Genomic DNA, 16,593 nt, shown 5'->3' with positions numbered 1-16,593 from the left:
AATGCTCCTTCACTCAGCCAGCAAGAGGGCGGGTTGTTCCAGCAACAGGCGAACAGCCTGGATGAAGCGCGCCGCATCCATCCCGTCCACCACGCGATGATCGAACGAGCTGGACAGGTTCATCATCCGCCGCACCACGATTTGGCCGGCGACCACCACAGGCCGCTCGACGATTCGATTGACGCCCACGATGGCAACCTCAGGCAGGTTCAACACCGGGGTCGATACGATGCCGCCCAGAGCGCCCAGGCTGGTCAGGGTGATGGTGGAGCCGCCCAGCGCCTCGCGGGGCGCCCGGCCGTGGCGTGCGCTGTCTGCCAGGGCAGCGATTGCTCGGGCGTTGTCCCACAAGCTACCGGCCTCGGCGTGGCGCAGCACCGGCACCAGTAAGCCTTGATCGCCCTGGGTCGCAATGCCCAGGTGCACGGCGCGGTAGCGCTCCACGACCTGGGCTTGATCGTCGTAGCGCGCGTTGAGCTGCGGGAAATCGCGCAGTGCAATCACCAGCGCGCGGGCAAGCAGCGGCAGCACCGTCAAATGGCCGCGGGTTTCCCCATAACGGGTGTTGAGCTGGGCTCGGGTCGCTTCCAGCGCGGTGACATCGATCTCTTCGACGTAGGAAAAATGTGCAGCATTGCGGGTAGCCTGTTGCATCCGCTCAGCAATCTTGCGCCGCAGGCCGATAACCGGCACCAGCTCGATCGCATCGGCAGGTGCCGCTTTGGGCCGGTTCGAGGCCAGTGCTGCGTCCAGGTCGGCATGCTCGATGCGCCCTGCGGGGCCGGTGCCGGGAACCTTGGCCAGGTCGATACCGGCTTCCATGGCCCGCTGCCGCACTGCGGGCGAGGCCAGCGGGCGTGAGGTGCTGCTCGGCTGGGCGTGCACTTTCGAAGGCGGTGTCGGGGCCTGTAGGGGTGCTGGCTCCGGTTCAGGCCTTGAGCTCGGAATAGCCTCCGGCGCTTGCCCGGCCGAGGCCGAGGCCGAGGCTGGGGCGGCGGGCCGCTCGGCCGCGTTGCCGCGGCCCTCTACCTCCAGGCGGATCAGCTCGCTGCCCACAGCCATTACCGCTCCTGGCTCAGCACCCAGGGCCAGCACCTTGCCGCTGACCGGGCTGGGGATCTGCACCGTGGCCTTGTCGGTCATCACGTCTGCCAGCGCCTGGTCCTCAGTGACAGTCTCGCCCACAGCCACCAGCCATTCCACCAGCTCGACCTGAGCGATACCTTCCCCGATGTCGGGCATCTTGATCACATGGGTTCCCATTCAGGCCTCCATCACGCGCTTGAGCGCGGCGCTTACCCGGGCCGGGCCGGGGAAATAGGCCCATTCCTGGGCGTGAGGGTAGGGCGTGTCCCAGCCGGCGACCCGCTCGATGGGTGCTTCGAGGCTATAGAAACAGTGCTCCTGTACCAACGAGAGCAGCTCGGCGCCCAGCCCGCAGGTGAGGGTGGCCTCATGCACGATCACGCAGCGGCCGGTCTTGCGTACCGACTCCACGAGGGTGTCGAGGTCAAGGGGCCAGAGGCTGCGCAGGTCGATCACTTCGGCGTCGATGCCGGTTTCGGCCGCGGCGCACAGCGCCACATGCACTGTTGTGCCGTAGGTGATCACCGTCAGGTCGTTGCCGGGCCTGGCGATCGCGGCCTTATCCAGCGGCACCTGGTAATAGCCCTGCGGTACCACAGCCTGGGCATGCTGTGCCCAGGGCGTCACCGGGCGGTCGTGGTGGCCGTCGAAGGGGCCGTTGTAGAGGCGCTTGGGCTCCAGGAAGATCACGGGGTCTTCGCACTCGATGCTGGCGATGAGCAGGCCTTTGGCGTCATAGGGGTTGGACGGCATTACCGTGCGCAGCCCACAGACCTGGGTGAAAATCGCTTCGGGGCTTTGGCTGTGGGTCTGGCCGCCGTAGATGCCGCCCCCGCAAGGCATGCGTACGGTAATAGGGCAGCTGAAGTCGCCCGCCGAACGATGACGCAGGCGCGCGGCCTCCGAGGCGAGCTGGTCGTAGGCAGGGTATACATAGTCGGCGAACTGGATCTCCACCACCGGGTGCAGGCCGTAGGCCCCCATGCCGATGGCGGTGCCGACGATTCCGCTTTCGGAGATCGGCGCGTCGAAGCAGCGCTGTTTGCCGTACTTGGCCTGCAACCCTTCGGTGCAGCGAAACACGCCGCCGAAATAACCTACGTCCTCGCCGAAGGCGATGACACGCTCGTCGCGTTCCATCATCACGTCCATGGCGCTGCGAATCGCCTGGACCATGGTCATTACCTGGGTGGCCTGTTCGGCCGCTTCGCCGGCCCGCGCCGGGTCGATGTCATGGGGCATGTTCATGGCCTCATACTCCCATCTGCTGGCGTTGCCGGCGCAGATGCGCGGGCATGTCTTTGTACACGTCTTCGAAAATGGTCGCGGCGCTGGCGATGTAGGCATCACCCAGGGTGCCGTGCTGCTCGGCGGCCTTGGTCGCGGCGATCACTTCCTGCTCCAGTTCCTTGGCCAGTGCTTGATGGCGTTCTTCGTCCCAGGCGCCGCGTGCGATCAGGTGCTGCTTGAGCCGCTCGATCGGGTCGCCCAGCGGGAAGTGTGCGTAATCATCGGCCGGGCGGTAGCGGCTGGGGTCGTCTGAGGTGGAGTGGGGGCCGGCACGGTAGGTGACCCATTCGATCAATGCGGGGCCGTGGTTGTTTCGAGCTCGTTCGGCTGCCCACCGGGAAGCGGCATAGACGGCAAGGAAGTCGTTGCCGTCGACCCGCAACGACGCGATGCCGTTGCCTACGCCACGCCCTGCAAAGGTAGTTGCCTCGCCGCCTGCAATGTGCTGGAAGCTGGAGATCGCCCACTGGTTGTTCACCACGTTGAGAATCACCGGCGCCCGGTAGACGTGGGCGAAGGTCAGCGCGGTATGGAAGTCCGACTCGGCCGTGGCGCCGTCACCGATCCACGCCGAGGCGATGCGTGTGTCACCGCGGATGGCCGAGGCCATGGCCCAGCCCACCCCTTGTACGAATTGGGTTCCCAAGTTGCCTGAAATACTGAAAAAGCCTTTGGCCTTGTTTGAGTACATCACCGGCAGCTGGCGCCCCTTGAGCGGGTCGCACTCATTGGAAAACAGCTGGCAAATCATTTCGAACAGGGGCACCTGGCGGGTGATGAGGATCCCTTGCTGGCGGTAGGTGGGGAAGCACATGTCGCTGTCGTCCAGCGCCAACGTGTGAGCGCACGCCACCGCTTCCTCACCCAGGCACTGGATGTAGAACGACATCTTCTTCTGCCGCTGGGCCATCAGCATGCGCGCATCGAACAGGCGTGTCTTTAGCATGGCGCGCAGGCCCTGCAGCAGGGCTTCCAACGGCGGGGCGTGATCGGCCCAGGGGCCCTGGGCGTGCCCATGCTCATCGAGCACGCGGATCATGCCGACGGCAAGGTCGGCGGTGTCTTTGGGTTCGACGTCTATTGAAGGCCTGGGGGCGCTGCCGGCAGGGGTGGCCCGCAAGTAGCTGAAATCGGTCTTGCAACCCGGCCGGCCGGTAGGCTCGGGCACATGCAGCCGCAGGGGTTGATGAGGTGTCATCGGGTGGCATCCCTGTATTGTGATTATTGGGAGGGTGCATCTGAATTGGAGTTTAGGCCGCCGTTTGCGGTGAAGTTGTCTTTTGTTGGGGCCGCGCCGCCGAGGTTTGGGGCATTTGTTCTGCAAAATCGCCGCTCAATGGAATATTTCTCTCGGACCCTATTGAGTGCCCCCAGCGTTGCTGCCAGGGTCGCGCGTCTGCCAGACTGTTACAATCAATGTCATCTGGTTATCACTTCTGTGAAACGCACCCGTGCCACCTCGTTGCTGTTGTTGCTTGGCGCCTTGCCCGCTTTTGCCGGCCAGATGCAAGTGGCGTGGCCGCCTGGCTGGGACGTGCAGGCCCTCCCTAGCCCCGAAGGCACCGGCGTCACACGGGAGCGCGCGGTGCGCGCCGACGCCAACGGCGACCCTGAGATGATCGTGGAGCTGACGCAAACGCCCCTTGAGGCCGGGCACGCAGTCAACCTGGAGGCGGTCGTGCTACAGATGCGCAAGGTTACGCAGGTCAACTTGCAACGCCAGGGCTACCAAAGCGCATGCACGCCGGTGAAGGCTGGGACACTGGGCCGGCAGGCGTCGGCGCAAACCACCTGCGAAATCGTGCTCAACGGGGGCCATGTCATGACCCAGACACTGGTGGCGGCCAGCGGTGAAGACACCGCGTGGTCGTTGTCCTATGCCGGCACCGTGGCCGGGTACGCTGCCCATCAGGCCGAGGTCGACGGCATTCGCAACAGCCTGGTACTGGGCACACCGCCCTGAGCGCCGCAAGGAGGCATGCTGTGGCACGTTTCAAACATTATCGTTTCAACAGCCGGGGTCGTGATTTTGCCGTCGGCGATATACATGGGCACTTCGAGCGGCTCAGCCAGAGCCTGGACCGCGCCGGCTTTGATCCGCGCCAAGACCGGCTGTTCAGCGTCGGAGACCTGGTAGACCGCGGGCCGCAGAGCGACCAGGCGCTGGCCTGGCTCGACCAGCCTTGGTTTCACGCAGTGCAAGGCAACCATGAGGTGCTGACCCGCCAGTTCGTCGAGCAAGACCCGCAGCTCAATGTGCGCGACTACCGCATCACCGGTGGTGGTTGGTTTCTCGACAGCCCGCCGGAGCGCCAACGGTTGTTCGCTGAACGGCTCGGCAAGTTGCCGGTGGCGCTGGAGGTGGAAACCCGCCGCGGCCTGGTCGGGCTGGTGCATGCCAATTGCCCGTTCGACAGTTGGGCCACATTACGGGCCTATCTGCAGGGCCGCCTGCCGCCGGACCCTGCCATCGAAGACGTGTTCCAGTGGTCGCGCGAACGGCTCAAGCTCAAGAATGAAGCCGGCGTACGGGATGTGCGGGCGGTCATCGTCGGCCACACGCCGCTGCGCCGGCCGAGGCGGCTGGGCAACGTCTGGCATATCGACACCGCTGGCTGGAGCGAGGGGTATTTCACGCTGGTGGAGCTGTCGACGATGCGGTTCGTGGCGGCGTGACGTCGCTGGTGGGGGCAATCGCAATCCGATTGCGCCCACCGCGTTTGGCTTCGTACAACGCGCTGTCGGCAGCTTCCACCACTGCCTGCGGGCGCCCGGTGTCGCTACCCAGCCAGACGGCGACGCCTGCGCTGACCGTCACCACGGCCACCGGCTCGTTGTCTAGATGGGGGATAGCCAGCCCGCGCACGCCCTCGACGATCTGCTCGGCGACCCGGCGAGTGCCGGCAAGGTCCGATTCTGGCAGCAGCACCAGCAGCTCTTCGCCGCCATAGCGCACTACCAAATCGCCTGGACGATTCACGCAGCCCAGCACTGCCTGGCCGACGCTGCGAATGCACTGGTCGCCCGCTGGATGGCCATAACGGTCGTTGTAGCGCTTGAAGTGGTCGATATCGAGCATGATCAGCCCCAGCGGTCGCTGGCTGCGCCTTGCTCGCCCCATTTCGTGAGGCAGTGCCAGCTCCAGCTGGCGGCGGTTGCCAAGCCCGGTGAGGCCGTCCTGCATGGCGAGTTTTTCCAGCGCTGCGTGGGCATTTCGCAGGTCCGCCTCGGTCTGGGCCGTCTGGCGCAACTGCCGTAGCAACAGTGTTCCGAAGAGCAGCGTGACCATCAGCAACAAGCCCACGAACCCAGCCGTGCGCCACAGGTTGGCGTACCAGGCGGCCAGTACCGACTGCTCGGATTGGCCACAGATCACGACCAGCGGGTAGGCCTTTACCTTTTCATAGCCATACATGCGGGTAACGCCATCGACCACCGACGGAAACATCTGGGCCCCGCTATCGCTTTCCGGCAGCAGGCTGGTGAAGATTGGGCCTTTGCCAATGCTGGTGTTGACCAGCCTTGGCTCGAAAGGCCTACGCACGAGCAGGGTACCGTCGTCCAGCGTCAGGCTGATCACGCCCAGGGGGTCGAGATCGAAGCGCTTGTAGAAATCGTTGAAGTACGCAACCTCAAGTGTCGCCAGCGCCACACCGGCGAACTCGCCATTGGGCCCGTTCAAGCGGCGCGACAGGGGAATGACCAATGTGCCGTCGCTGCGGCTGGCAATGACCTTGCCCAATCGAGCAGCAACACCGGTATGGCTCTGGTGGTAGAGGAAGTACTCGCGGTCGGCGTTATTGGCGGCAGGTGGGTCTACATCGTTGGAGCTCACCCGCCAGCTGCCATCGGGGCCATAGATGAACAAGCCGTGGATCGCCGCATGCGTTGCGGTGGCCGCCTGCATAAGCCGGCGCAGGCGATCACGTTGGGGGCCCTCTGCGCCGTCGGCCTGTACTCGCTCCACCAGGTCGGCAAGCACTGTATCGGCCTGCTCGACACTTGAGCCGGCATGCTCGGCCAGTGAGCGAGCCAGGTTGAGGGCATTGTCCTGGGCGTTGCCCAGTGCCTGGCGGCGCGCTGTCCAGCTGTGCCAAAGGTCCAGCCCCAACAGTGCACATACCAGTACGCTGACCAGAACCAGGGCCAGGAGGCGGGTGCGACGTTGAGCGGCAGTTTGTAGTGGAAGCGCTTGCGCCATGCTGGGCCAAACCGTCGGTAGTCGAAGAAGTCTGGAGCAATGAGCCGTGGCCGCAGGCGCCAGGGCCTATAAGAGCCTATCGCCCGTGCCGGGCAAAGCTTGAGCCGCTTCTTTGACGGCGCCGGCCAGCACCGTTAAAGTCGCGCCTTTTGCGGCACGGGGCTCGCTCATGTTCTTGCTGATACCTTTGTTTGTGATCCTGGCGTTGTGCCTGTTGTGCGCAGCGGCGGCGGGGTGGTTCATGCTGGGCCGCGCACCGGCAGCAGTGAAGACGGTCGGGCAGCTCAGCGAGCGGGAGCACCAGGGGCGTCGCTACCTGGCCTACGTGCCGCCCACACTTGCGCCAGGCGCAGGGGTCGTACTGGTGTTGCACGGCGGCGCACGCGCTGAACAGGCACGCCGCGGCACCGGCTATCGCTTCGAGCAACTGGCCGATGAGCGTGGCTTCGTCGTGGCCTATCCGCAACCTTTCGAAGGCGCCTGGAACGACAGCCGCAAATTGCTTCCGGTTGCAGCACGCCAGCAAGGCGTCGATGACTCGGCGTATCTGGCCAGCCTTGCCCAGGCACTGGTGGCAGAGCATGGGCTGGATACCCGGCGGGTGTTCGTGTTCGGTCACTCTTCGGGGGGGCAGATGGCCTTGCGCCTGGCGGTGGAGCGCCCGGACGCCGTTCAGGGCGTCGCGGTGACCGCCGCCTGCCTGCCCGCACCGGGCAACGATGTGGCTACCCATCGCCGGCGCATGGTGCCGGTGCTGATGGTAAACGGCACGGTCGACCCCTTGACGGCATTCAACGGGGGTAGCCAGAGCCTGTTCGGTTTTTCACCCAGGGGTGAATTGCTGAGCGCGAGGGCGACGGCTGAACATTTCGCGGCGTTGGCCCAAGCCCCCAACCACGACAGCGAGCCGCTGCCGATGAGTGGCAAGGGGGACAGCACTCAAGTCATACGGCATCGCTGGTCAGTTTCAGCAGGGCCTCGGGTGGAGCTGTATGAAGTTCGTGGGGGTGGGCACGCCTTGCCTCGGCCCAACGGCCGCGGGCCTCGGGGGCTGGGGCTGCAGACGGCTGCTTTGGATGCGCCCGTGGCGGCCTGCGATTTCTTCGGGCTGCAGGCCCCATCGGGCAGCTGAAAGGATGGGGGCTCGCGCAAACTCCATTTACCCCTTGAGGTGCTTGAGCGCGTCGCCATGGTGCAGTGCGTGCTTGCCGGTCTTTTCGCTTTTCACTTCGTATTGCGGCGTTTCTTTCGAGGCAGGCCGGTGTTTGCCCATGAACGTCAGATCCTGGGTGTGAACTTTGACAACCTTTCCTTCTATTTCGCCCGCCTCCGAGTTCCAACGTACGTGATCGCCTGCCTTGAATGAATGGGTCATGCTTCAGCCCTCTGGGTTGGAAAACACTCGGTAGATTCAGGATGGGCAATCAAACACCATCCCCGGTTCAGAAAATCCCTCCGAAGCGCTCTTAGGTGTCGCAGGGGTTTGCGCCCGGGCCGCGCCGCACTTACAGTCACCTTTCATTTCTTGTTACAGGTAAATGGGCTTTGAATCCCTTCCTCGTCACGCGGCGCAGATTGTCTTCGGTACGGTGGCGCACTCGTTTGACGCTGTGGGCTGCAGCCATCAGCGCCGGCTTGCTGGTGGTCGGCTTTGCATGGCTAGCCGAGCGCGCCCTGATCGGTTTTGCCTGGCTCACGGCTGGGCGCTTGTGGCTCTCGTTACTGATCACCCCGGTCATCGGCATGCTCGTGGTGGCGCTGACGGTCCGTTTCTTTCCTGGCGCGCAGGGCAGTGGCATTCCTCAGGTGATCGCTGCAACACGCCTGGCCAGCCAGCACAAACCCGTCACGAGGCTGGTGTCCCTGCGCATCGCGGTGGGCAAGGTGGGCCTGGGCTGCCTCGCTTTGCTGGGCGGCTTCTCCGCGGGCCGGGAGGGGCCGTCGGTGCAGGTCGCCGCCTCGGTGATGCACCTGTTTCACCGGTGGCTGCCTCATGCACGCGTCATTCGTATGCCAGACCTGATCCTGGCAGGAGGCGCGGCCGGTATTGCCGCCGCGTTCAATACACCGCTTGCGGGCATCGCCTTCGCCGTTGAGGAGCTGGGCCGCAAGCTGGAGACGCGCACCAGTGGTGTGCTGCTGTCGACCATCATTCTTGCCGGTATGGTCGCCATCGGCGTGCAGGGCAATTACAACTATTTCGGCAAGCTCAGCGCGCAGGAGTCGGGGTGGGGCACTGCGCTGGCGGTGCTGGTCGCGGGCGTCGCTTGTGGGCTGTTGGGCGGGTTGTTCAGCCGGCTACTACTGTGGCCGCAGCGCCATGCCCATTGGCGGCTGTGGCAGTGGCGGGCGGCGCACCCGGTGTGGTTCGCAGGGGGGTGCGGGCTGCTGGTAGCGCTGCTGGGGCTGCTCAGCGGCGGAATGTCTTTCGGCAGCGGCTATGGCATTACCACGCAAATCATCAACAGCGGCGTCGACCTGCCCTGGCACGCTGCTATCACCCGATTCTTGGCCACGGTGCTGACCTATTTCTCTGGCATCCCAGGTGGCATCTTCGCGCCTGCGCTGGCGGTCGGGGCTGCGGTCGGGGCCGACATCGCTCACTGGGCGCACCTGGGCAGTGACGCGCTGCCCGTGGTCGCGCTGTGCATGGTGGGTTTTCTCGCAGCGGTCACGCAATCGCCGATCACCTCGGCGATCATCGTGATGGAAATGATCGACAGCCACGGCATGGTCATCAGCCTGTTGGCCACCGCCCTGGTCGCCAGCGCCATCAGCGCACGCATGGGGCCGGAGCTGTACCAGCAACTGGCGCTAGGGTTCGTGAAGGCAGAGGGTGGCCGCCATGGCCAGTGATCGATAGTCATCTTCTGGAAAACGCAGAAAGTATTTGCTGATTCTGCGGTTTTTACGAAGCCTGGCAGCGGCTATCGTGCGGGCCTGCACCCACTGATCCGCAAAGGACATTCCTTATGAAAGCGTTCGGCTTCTTCCAGAACCTGCCCATCGATCATCCTGATGCCCTGCAAACCGTGACGTTGCCGGAGCCCGAATTGCGTGACCACGACCTGCTGGTGGAGGTCAGGGCGGTTTCGGTCAACCCGGTCGACACCAAGGTCCGCAAGGGCGGCGACGTTCCCACCGATGGCGCACCTCGAATCCTGGGCTGGGACGCAGCAGGTGTAGTGGTTGCCACAGGTTCGGCAGCAAGCCGCTTCAAGGTGGGCGACCGGGTGTGGTACGCCGGTGATATCACCCGCCCAGGGTGCAACAGCGACCTGCATGCGGTAGACGAGCGCATCGTTGGCCCGATGCCCGATTCACTGGGCTTTGCCGAAGCGGCCTCTTTGCCGCTGACCACTATCACCGCGTGGGAGCTGTTGTTCGACCGCCTGCGCATCCACGAAGCCGACCCCACCGAGCATCAGGTTCTGCTGGTGATCGGCGCGGCAGGCGGGGTGGGCTCGATCCTGACTCAACTGGCGCGCCGGCTGACCGGCGTTACGATCGTAGGTACAGCCTCGCGTGAGCGAAGCAGGGAGTGGGTGCTGGACCACGGCGCTCATCACGTGATCGACCATTCACAGCCATGGATGCCGCAGCTTGCCGCGCTGGGGCTCGATTACGCGACACATGTGGTGGGGCTGAACAACAGCGCCAGCTATGTGAAACAGATCGCTGAGGTGCTGCGGCCGGAGGGCCAGTTTGCACTGATCGATGACCCGGTCGGGCTGGACATCTCCCCGTTCAAGGGCAAGTCCATCTCGATTCATTGGGAGCTGATGTACACCCGCCCCATCTACACCACAGCGACCATCAGCCGCCAGCATGCGCTGTTGCGGCGCGTGGCGGGGCTGGTGGATAAAGGGGATATCCGCCATACACTTACCCACCGCATCGACGGTATCGATGCCGCCAACCTCATCGCAGCGCATGCGTTGGTAGAGGCCGGCGACATGATCGGCAAAGTCGTGCTGGTCAAGGCCGATCAGCCGGCCTGAGGCCCCTGGCGACCTCGGTAAGGTGCTCAGGCAGCTGGCTTGAGCACTACCTTGGTCCAGCCTTGGTCACGCTCATCGAAATGGCGATAGGCCGCGGGGCCCTCGTCGAGTTTCAGGCGATGGGAGATGATCTGAGACGGTTGAGCGCGGCCGTGGTGAATCAACTCAGCCAGCCTGCGATTATAGACCTTCACATTGGCCTGGCCGGTTCTGATCTGCTGGCCTTTGAACCAGAACGAGCCGAAATCGAAGGCCATCTTGCCCTCTTTGGCCAACGGGTCACTGGCACCAGGGTCTTGCGGCACGAACACACCGACCACACCGATGCCACCGGTTGCCTTGGTCGAGGCGACCAGGTTGTTCATGGTCAGGTGATTGGCTTCATGGCCGTGGCGGTCGCAACATTGATAGCCCACGCATTCGCAGCCCCGATCGGTGCCCCGGCCGTTGGTGTGGTTCATGATTTGCTCGACCGCTTCCTGCTCCATTGCATTGATCGGTGTCGCGCCCATGCGCGCAGCCAAGGCCAGCCGGTCAGGGTGGCTGTCCACAACAAATACCTGTGATGCGCCCTTGATCATTGCCGAGTGTGCTGCCATCAGGCCAACCGGGCCGGCCCCGTAGATGGCGATACTTTCACCCGGTAAAAGGCCGGCGAGCTCGGTGGCATGCCAACCGGTAGGGAAAATGTCAGAGAGCATGACGTAATCGTCTTCACGCTCCTGTGCGTCTTCCGGTAACACCAGGCAATTGAAGTCGGCATAAGGCACGCGCAGCAGCTCGGCCTGGCCGCCTTGGTAGGGGCCCATCTCTGCGAAGCCATAGGCGGCGCCTGCGCTACCGGGGTTGGCCGTAAGGCAGAAGCCAGTAAGGCCGCGCTCGCAGTTCTCGCAGAAGCCGCAGCCGATGTTGAAGGGCAGGCACACCCGGTCGCCAACCTTGACCCGGTCCACTGCGCTGCCCACTTCGATCACCTCACCGAGGTTCTCGTGGCCGAATACCCGGCCGGTTTCGAACGAGGTGCGGCCCTCATACATGTGCAGGTCAGAGCCGCAGATATTGGTGGTGGTGATGCGGACCAGCACGTCGGTCGGTTTTTCGATCCGGGCATCCGGTACATTCTGTACGCTGACGTCTTTTGGGCCGTTATAGACGATGGCTTTCATGGCGGTGCTCCATTGAAATGTGAGGGAAATAGCAAGATCAGAGAATCGGCCTGCCGCCTGTGACGCCGAAGCGTTCACCGGAGAGGTAACTGCCCTCGTCAGAGGCGAGCAGCACGTAGACCGGCGCCAGCTCGACCGGCTGGCCTGGCCGGCCCAGCGGCGTCTCGGCACCGAAAGACTCCACCGATTCAGCGGGCATGGTGGCGATGATCAGGGGGGTCCAGATCGGGCCTGGGGCAACGCTGTTCACGCGGATGCCGCGTTTGCCGAGCAACTGGGCCAGCCCTGCACTGAAGTTCGCAATTGCGCCTTTGGTGCTTGCATAGGGCAGCAGATCAGGGCGTGGCATGTCCGAATTCACAGAGCTGGTATTGATGATCGACCCGCCGCTTGGCATGTGGGGCACTGCAGCCTGGCAGATGCGAAACATGGCGGTGATGTTGATATCGAAGGTGCGGGTCCATTCCTCGTCCGGAATGCTCTCCAGCGTGGGGTGGGTCATCTGGAAGGCGGCGTTGTTGACCAGCACGTCGATTCGGCCGAAGCGCTGGACGGTGAGGTCGACAACGCTTTTGCACTGATCGAGTTGCTGCAGGTCACCGGGCAGCAGCAGGCATTGGCGGCCCGCGCGTTCGACCCAGGCGGCGGTGTCGCGGGCGTCCTCGTGTTCGTCCAGATACGCCAGGGCAATGTCAGCGCCTTCCCGGGCAAAGGCGATTGCCACGGCCCTGCCGATACCGCTGTCGGCACCGGTAATCAAGGCGACTTTTCCATCGAGCCGACCATGCCCGCGGTAACTTTCTTCACCGCAGTCGGGTACTGGGTTCATCTTGTACTGGTCACCGGGTGTGCGTTGCGGCTGAACCTTGAACGGGGGGCGGGGATATTCTTTCATTGTCGTGACATCCTGAGCTTTGATAACCGGTGTAACACCAGGCGCGGCGGTGGGTTGCCGCCCCGAGCGTTCGCGGTTTCGCATGTAAGCGGGATAAAGAAGGTTGGCGATGGGCCGTGCGATGCCGCTTCGATCGGCGGCTTGGCTTGTCTCAGTTGCGCCAGCTTTTGCGATCTGCGGCGCAGGCTTTTTCAAGCGCCTTGAGAAAACTGCTTCGATTCGAGTGATTCATGGTCGATTCCTCGTCTCTATCATCGGTGAGCCTTGCCGCTAGGCGATGCATTGAATGAGAGGGAGCGACGGGATCAAGGATTCCTGTTTATTTGTGACGTGCTGACGAGTGGTAAAACGTTTATCTTCAATGCCATTACCACTGGAACGGAGCCGGGCGGAGGAGGGAGCGCAATGCACGCACTGCAGATCGCGGTGCATGGCAATATTTCTTCCCCAAGCGGTTGACAACACACGGTAAGCAGTCCAGAATTGCGTCCATTGCTGAGGCAGGCCAACAAAACCCTTGTTTATCAAGAAGTTAGAGTGAAGGTTGGAGCCAGTCTCAGGTACTTTTCTTGAATGTCAGGTGCATTAGCCTGGTTTTCAATTTGGGGCCGAGTAGCAAAGTGGTTATGCAGCGGATTGCAAATCCGTCTACGCCGGTTCGATTCCGACCTCGGCCTCCACCCCATAGAACCCCGCAGGCTAGCGCTTGCGGGGTTTTTCTTTGTGCTTGCGGATTGTCCCAGCCCGATCATTTGGGACAATTTTGGGACACTGAGTTTTCTTGCCTGTCCCGCAGCCCGTCGTCAAAATCCGCAGCATGGCGACTATTGAACAGCGTGCCAATGGCACATGGCGGGCGAAAATCCGCAAGAAAGGTTACCCCTCCCTATCTGCGTCCTTCGATACCAAGGCAGAAGCTCAGCGCTGGTCTGCAGAGATCGAGGGCGACATGTCGCGCAAGCGATTCGTGGATACCCGCGAGGCTGAGTCCACCACAGTAGCGCAAGCGTTCGAACGGTATGAGCGTGAAGTGTCCGCTGCGAAGAAGGGCGCGCGTCAGGAGCATGCGAGAATCAAGACTTGGTCGGCCAGCAAGTATGGTTCGAAGTCACTGGCTGAGCTTAAATCCTCCGACCTGGCCGAATACCGGGATGCCCGGCTGAAGGAGGGTGCGTCGAGCAATACCGTCCGACTGGCGCTGGCCTTGATCAGCCACCTTTATACGGTGGCCATCAAGGATTGGGGCATAGAAGGGCTGAGCAATCCGGTCATGAAGCTACGGATGCCCAAGAACAGCAAAGAGCGCGATCGGCGCCCGAGCGCTGCTGAGTTGAAGGCTGTTTTGAAAGCAGCGGGAGATATCCACGCTGAGATGCCGGCCATCATTGAGATAGCGGTCGAAACGGCTATGCGCCGGGGGGAGCTCCTGACGCTTCGCCGGGAGAATGTGAAGGGCAAGTATGCCGTGCTCGAGGAGACTAAGAACGGCACGCGCCGCTCGGTGCCTCTGTCCACCAGAGCCAGGGCCTTGCTGGATGCGCTGCCTGCGCGCATCGATGGGAATGTGTTCTCGCTGGCCCCGCATTCGGTTAGCCAGTATTTCCTGCGTGCCTGCCGCGACGCCAAGGTCACCGACCTGCACTTTCACGACCTGCGCCATGAGGGCACGTCGCGCCTGTTTGAGAAGGGTCTATCCATCATGGAGGTGGGGAGTATCACCGGGCACAAGACGCTTTCGATGCTCAAGCGCTACACGCATCTATGCCCGGATAACTTGGCCGACAAGCTGGGCTAGCCCACCCTGGACAGCGTGGGCGGCGCCTGGCGTTTGCGGCCAGGCCGCGCCGGGACGTGCTTCCCTTCCTCGCATTCCTTTAGAAAGCGCCGCACGGTGTCGAGCCGCCAGCAGATGCGCGCCCCTTGTTTGAAGTAGGGCGGCAGCCAAGCGGCGCCGGCCTGGCGCGCGCTTCGGATGGAAGATTCGCTACGGCCAAGCAGCTTGGCCAGCTCAGGGATGTGGATGATTTCGGGTTCCATGTTCTTCTCCAGGCCGCCCGGGGCGGCGGTCGGGGTTATTCGGGGGTTGGTAGCAATTTCTGAGCAGCCTCGACCATGCGTCTGCCGTCCGGTAGCAGCATGTGGGGCATGAACACTTCTTCGAAGGTCATCAGCTCGCACTCGACCGCGATGACCTGGGCCTTCACCCAATCGCGCAACAGCGAGCACACCGCGACTTGGGCGACATCGGCAGCTTTTTGCTTGTGCTCGGCCGGCGTTGAGCGCATACGGCTTGTGTGCGGGTGTTCGCGAAGCCATGCCGTGGCATAGCCTCCCCAGTGCCCGGGCAGTTGGACGACGCGACCGCGATGCTCGAACTGCACCAGCGTGATCTGCTCGCGTGCCTTGTGCATGATCCCGTAGTTGTCACATCCGAACTTGCCGAGGATCTTCTGGATTTCTGCGAACGCCTTATCGCCACTGGTGGCGTTTTCATAGGGTAAAGCCATGACATAGCTCCGCCCGCCGGGCGCCGGCAGGCTCAATAGGTGGGGAAGGGGTTAGGTAGTTGGATGCATGATCGCACCAGCAATATGCCGGCGGATGTCTTGGCGCGCTGCCAAGTCGATCAGACCCTTGCGATAAAGCCGATTGCTCCAGCGGTCAACTCGACGGAGGAATCTATTCAGCGATTTACGGCTATGGATGGGAGCGGTATCGACGATAGCTCTTGCGAAAGTGTGCAGCATGGGTTTTGCCTCAATCTTGTTGAGGCACCAGTGTTTTCGAGAATGAGTGTCGGTTTCCCGACAATTTGCGATGTGTTAAGCCTCCACTCTCCGAAACGAAACTGCCCACACCCAGGGGTTGGCGTCCCAGGCGCTGGCGCCGTTGATGGAATCCCACAGGCACTCGAACAACTGCCTGGCTGTGAGCGTTTCATCGCAGTCGGGAATAGACCTTAGGAAGTCAACGCCCTCTGCTTCGGCTTGCTCCTCGCTGATATCCTGCAGGCGCTCGACGCGCACCTCGGTGATCTCCAGCAGGATGCGGCTGGCCCAGCGGGGCATGTGGATGCTGGGACGCGCGCGCCAGATTTTGTGCGGATCGGCAGCAGAGAAGGAGCCATTGCGCAGCCCGTTAGGGTAATGATGGTTCGGCTCGTTCGGCGGCTCGCCATCCACCCGGTAATGGACACGGCGAGAGCCAGACCAATGACCTTCGTCGTCTTCGGGGTAAGTCGATATCCAATCTCCGGCCTGCCAGAAGCTCTCGCGCACCCACAGCCGGTCGCCAGGCTGGCCGTAGGGGCATCGCTGGATCTGCTTCGCGGTTTCCCACCACGAGCCCATTGCGTTGCCGTCCGCAGATTTCGTGTGCGCATGGGGGCTTGGCTGCGGCTTGCACGGGCGCCGCGTCACCGTCTTCCGCCCCTCCAGAATGGCGCGCACCATCGGCGCGCTGAACAGGATCGGTCGTTCCTTCACTTGCATGGTGCGGTACCTCGAGCAATGGCCAGACGCCGGACCGGGCCCAGCGCGCCGTAGTTGTGGATGCGGTTCAGCAGGCCGGCCGCTTCTAGTTCGGCGATGCGTCGCAGCTCTGCCTGGGCCAGGGCCCGGGCTTCGTTCGTGGTGATGGGGATCATGCTGCCTCCGATTGCGGAGCTACCTTCAGATGCACCGTGACCGGGCCATTGCGGATATCGCCGTCGAGAATGCCGTCAACTGCCTTTCGCTCTTTAGCGCTGAGATTCCGCCATTTGCTGATGACGCAGTCGCCCTTGAAGATTGCGCACGGCCCATCATGCGATGAAGGCCCGTAGCTGTAACCGTGGCTCTTCAGCCAGGCTTGGGCTTGGTGGTAGGCAGCGAAGGTCGGGATTCCGGTAAACACTTTTTTGAACATGAGCTGCTCCAGACAGCCCTGGGCCTGCCGGGCTGGCGATGTGGTGTA

The 16,593-nt window shown here is 63.0% G+C and carries 18 protein-coding genes and 1 tRNA gene; 7 read left to right on the top strand and 12 right to left on the bottom strand.

The features are described from left to right. Positions 1 to 9: 9 nt before the first annotated feature. Genes F474_RS02845 through F474_RS02835 form a run of 3 tightly spaced genes read right to left on the bottom strand, consistent with a single transcriptional unit; the run spans position 10 to position 3,574 of the window. Positions 10 to 1,263 (bottom strand): dihydrolipoamide acetyltransferase family protein, encoded by a 1,254-nt coding sequence (locus tag F474_RS02845; RefSeq protein WP_097084043.1) that lies wholly within the window; start codon positions 1,261 to 1,263, stop codon positions 10 to 12. After that, on the bottom strand, positions 1,264 to 2,328 hold the full coding sequence (locus F474_RS02840) for an alpha-ketoacid dehydrogenase subunit beta (protein WP_371916125.1): 1,065 nt from the start codon (positions 2,326 to 2,328) through the stop codon (positions 1,264 to 1,266). Positions 2,329 to 2,338: 10 nt separating this feature from the next. After that, complete coding sequence (locus F474_RS02835; protein WP_097084044.1) at positions 2,339 to 3,574, bottom strand: 3-methyl-2-oxobutanoate dehydrogenase (2-methylpropanoyl-transferring) subunit alpha; 1,236 nt, start codon at positions 3,572 to 3,574, stop codon at positions 2,339 to 2,341. A 240-nt stretch (positions 3,575 to 3,814) separates the two neighbouring features. Here F474_RS02835 and F474_RS02830 point away from each other — a divergent pair, with 240 nt between their 5' ends. Both F474_RS02830 and F474_RS02825 read left to right on the top strand, forming a co-directional pair. Continuing rightward, positions 3,815 to 4,339, top strand: a complete 525-nt coding sequence (locus F474_RS02830; RefSeq protein ID WP_256577677.1) for a DUF4946 domain-containing protein — start codon at positions 3,815 to 3,817, stop codon at positions 4,337 to 4,339. Positions 4,340 to 4,359: 20 nt separating this feature from the next. Further along, complete coding sequence (locus tag F474_RS02825; protein WP_097084046.1) at positions 4,360 to 5,052, top strand: metallophosphoesterase; 693 nt, start codon at positions 4,360 to 4,362, stop codon at positions 5,050 to 5,052. On the opposite strand, the gene F474_RS02820 is transcribed toward F474_RS02825, so the two are convergent. Further along, positions 5,009 to 6,577 (bottom strand): sensor domain-containing diguanylate cyclase, encoded by a 1,569-nt coding sequence (locus tag F474_RS02820; protein WP_097084047.1) that lies wholly within the window; start codon positions 6,575 to 6,577, stop codon positions 5,009 to 5,011. The genes F474_RS02825 and F474_RS02820 overlap by 44 nt on opposite strands. A gap of 169 nt (positions 6,578 to 6,746) precedes the next feature. Here F474_RS02820 and F474_RS02815 point away from each other — a divergent pair, with 169 nt between their 5' ends. Next, positions 6,747 to 7,709, top strand: a complete 963-nt coding sequence (locus F474_RS02815) for a PHB depolymerase family esterase (RefSeq protein WP_097084048.1) — start codon at positions 6,747 to 6,749, stop codon at positions 7,707 to 7,709. A 27-nt stretch (positions 7,710 to 7,736) separates the two neighbouring features. On the opposite strand, the gene F474_RS02810 is transcribed toward F474_RS02815, so the two are convergent. Next, entirely contained in the window at positions 7,737 to 7,952 is a 216-nt protein-coding gene (locus F474_RS02810; protein WP_097084049.1) for a DUF2945 domain-containing protein, read from the bottom strand. Positions 7,953 to 8,179: 227 nt separating this feature from the next. Here F474_RS02810 and F474_RS02805 point away from each other — a divergent pair, with 227 nt between their 5' ends. Together F474_RS02805 and F474_RS02800 are read left to right on the top strand one after the other, a co-directional pair. Beyond that, the gene (locus F474_RS02805) at positions 8,180 to 9,433 is read left to right on the top strand and encodes a chloride channel protein (protein ID WP_097084050.1); all 1,254 of its coding nucleotides are present in this window, start codon (positions 8,180 to 8,182) and stop codon (positions 9,431 to 9,433) included. 116 nt (positions 9,434 to 9,549) lie between these two features. Next, positions 9,550 to 10,578, top strand: a complete 1,029-nt coding sequence (locus tag F474_RS02800) for a zinc-binding alcohol dehydrogenase family protein (protein WP_097084051.1) — start codon at positions 9,550 to 9,552, stop codon at positions 10,576 to 10,578. 26 nt (positions 10,579 to 10,604) lie between these two features. On the opposite strand, the gene F474_RS02795 is transcribed toward F474_RS02800, so the two are convergent. Next, positions 10,605 to 11,744, bottom strand: coding sequence for a glutathione-independent formaldehyde dehydrogenase (locus F474_RS02795; protein ID WP_097084052.1), 1,140 nt, complete (start codon positions 11,742 to 11,744; stop codon positions 10,605 to 10,607). Between the two features lie 37 nt (positions 11,745 to 11,781). Then, on the bottom strand, positions 11,782 to 12,639 hold the full coding sequence (locus tag F474_RS02790; RefSeq protein WP_097084053.1) for an SDR family oxidoreductase: 858 nt from the start codon (positions 12,637 to 12,639) through the stop codon (positions 11,782 to 11,784). A gap of 606 nt (positions 12,640 to 13,245) precedes the next feature. Here F474_RS02790 and F474_RS02785 point away from each other — a divergent pair. Further along, positions 13,246 to 13,319: transfer RNA gene (locus tag F474_RS02785), tRNA-Cys, on the top strand. A gap of 137 nt (positions 13,320 to 13,456) precedes the next feature. After that, on the top strand, positions 13,457 to 14,434 hold the full coding sequence (locus F474_RS02780) for a site-specific integrase (protein ID WP_097084297.1): 978 nt from the start codon (positions 13,457 to 13,459) through the stop codon (positions 14,432 to 14,434). Here F474_RS02780 and F474_RS02775 read toward each other — a convergent pair. The 5 genes from F474_RS02775 to F474_RS02760 all read right to left on the bottom strand — a co-directional run bounded on the left by F474_RS02775 (position 14,431) and on the right by F474_RS02760 (position 16,545). Next, on the bottom strand, positions 14,431 to 14,676 hold the full coding sequence (locus F474_RS02775) for an AlpA family transcriptional regulator (RefSeq protein WP_097084054.1): 246 nt from the start codon (positions 14,674 to 14,676) through the stop codon (positions 14,431 to 14,433). The genes F474_RS02780 and F474_RS02775 overlap by 4 nt on opposite strands. Positions 14,677 to 14,711: 35 nt before the next feature. Beyond that, positions 14,712 to 15,146 carry a hypothetical protein gene (locus tag F474_RS02770; protein ID WP_097084055.1) on the bottom strand — a complete coding sequence of 145 codons (435 nt, stop codon included), beginning with the start codon at positions 15,144 to 15,146 and terminating at the stop codon, positions 14,712 to 14,714. Positions 15,147 to 15,461: 315 nt separating this feature from the next. Further along, positions 15,462 to 16,130, bottom strand: a complete 669-nt coding sequence (locus F474_RS02765; protein ID WP_097084056.1) for a hypothetical protein — start codon at positions 16,128 to 16,130, stop codon at positions 15,462 to 15,464. Next, positions 16,121 to 16,285 carry a hypothetical protein gene (locus F474_RS22615; protein WP_165830256.1) on the bottom strand — a complete coding sequence of 55 codons (165 nt, stop codon included), beginning with the start codon at positions 16,283 to 16,285 and terminating at the stop codon, positions 16,121 to 16,123. Before F474_RS22615 ends, F474_RS02765 begins: the two co-directional genes overlap by 10 nt. Continuing rightward, the gene (locus F474_RS02760) at positions 16,282 to 16,545 is read right to left on the bottom strand and encodes a hypothetical protein (RefSeq protein WP_097084057.1); all 264 of its coding nucleotides are present in this window, start codon (positions 16,543 to 16,545) and stop codon (positions 16,282 to 16,284) included. The genes F474_RS22615 and F474_RS02760 overlap by 4 nt, the downstream gene beginning before the upstream one ends. Positions 16,546 to 16,593 lie beyond the last annotated feature (48 nt).

This window comes from Pseudomonas sp. URIL14HWK12:I12 (assembly GCF_003097135.1).
GTDB lineage: Bacteria > Pseudomonadota > Gammaproteobacteria > Pseudomonadales > Pseudomonadaceae > Aquipseudomonas.
Note: the sequence above shows the minus strand (reverse complement) of the source record. Positions and strands in the feature narration are given on the sequence as shown.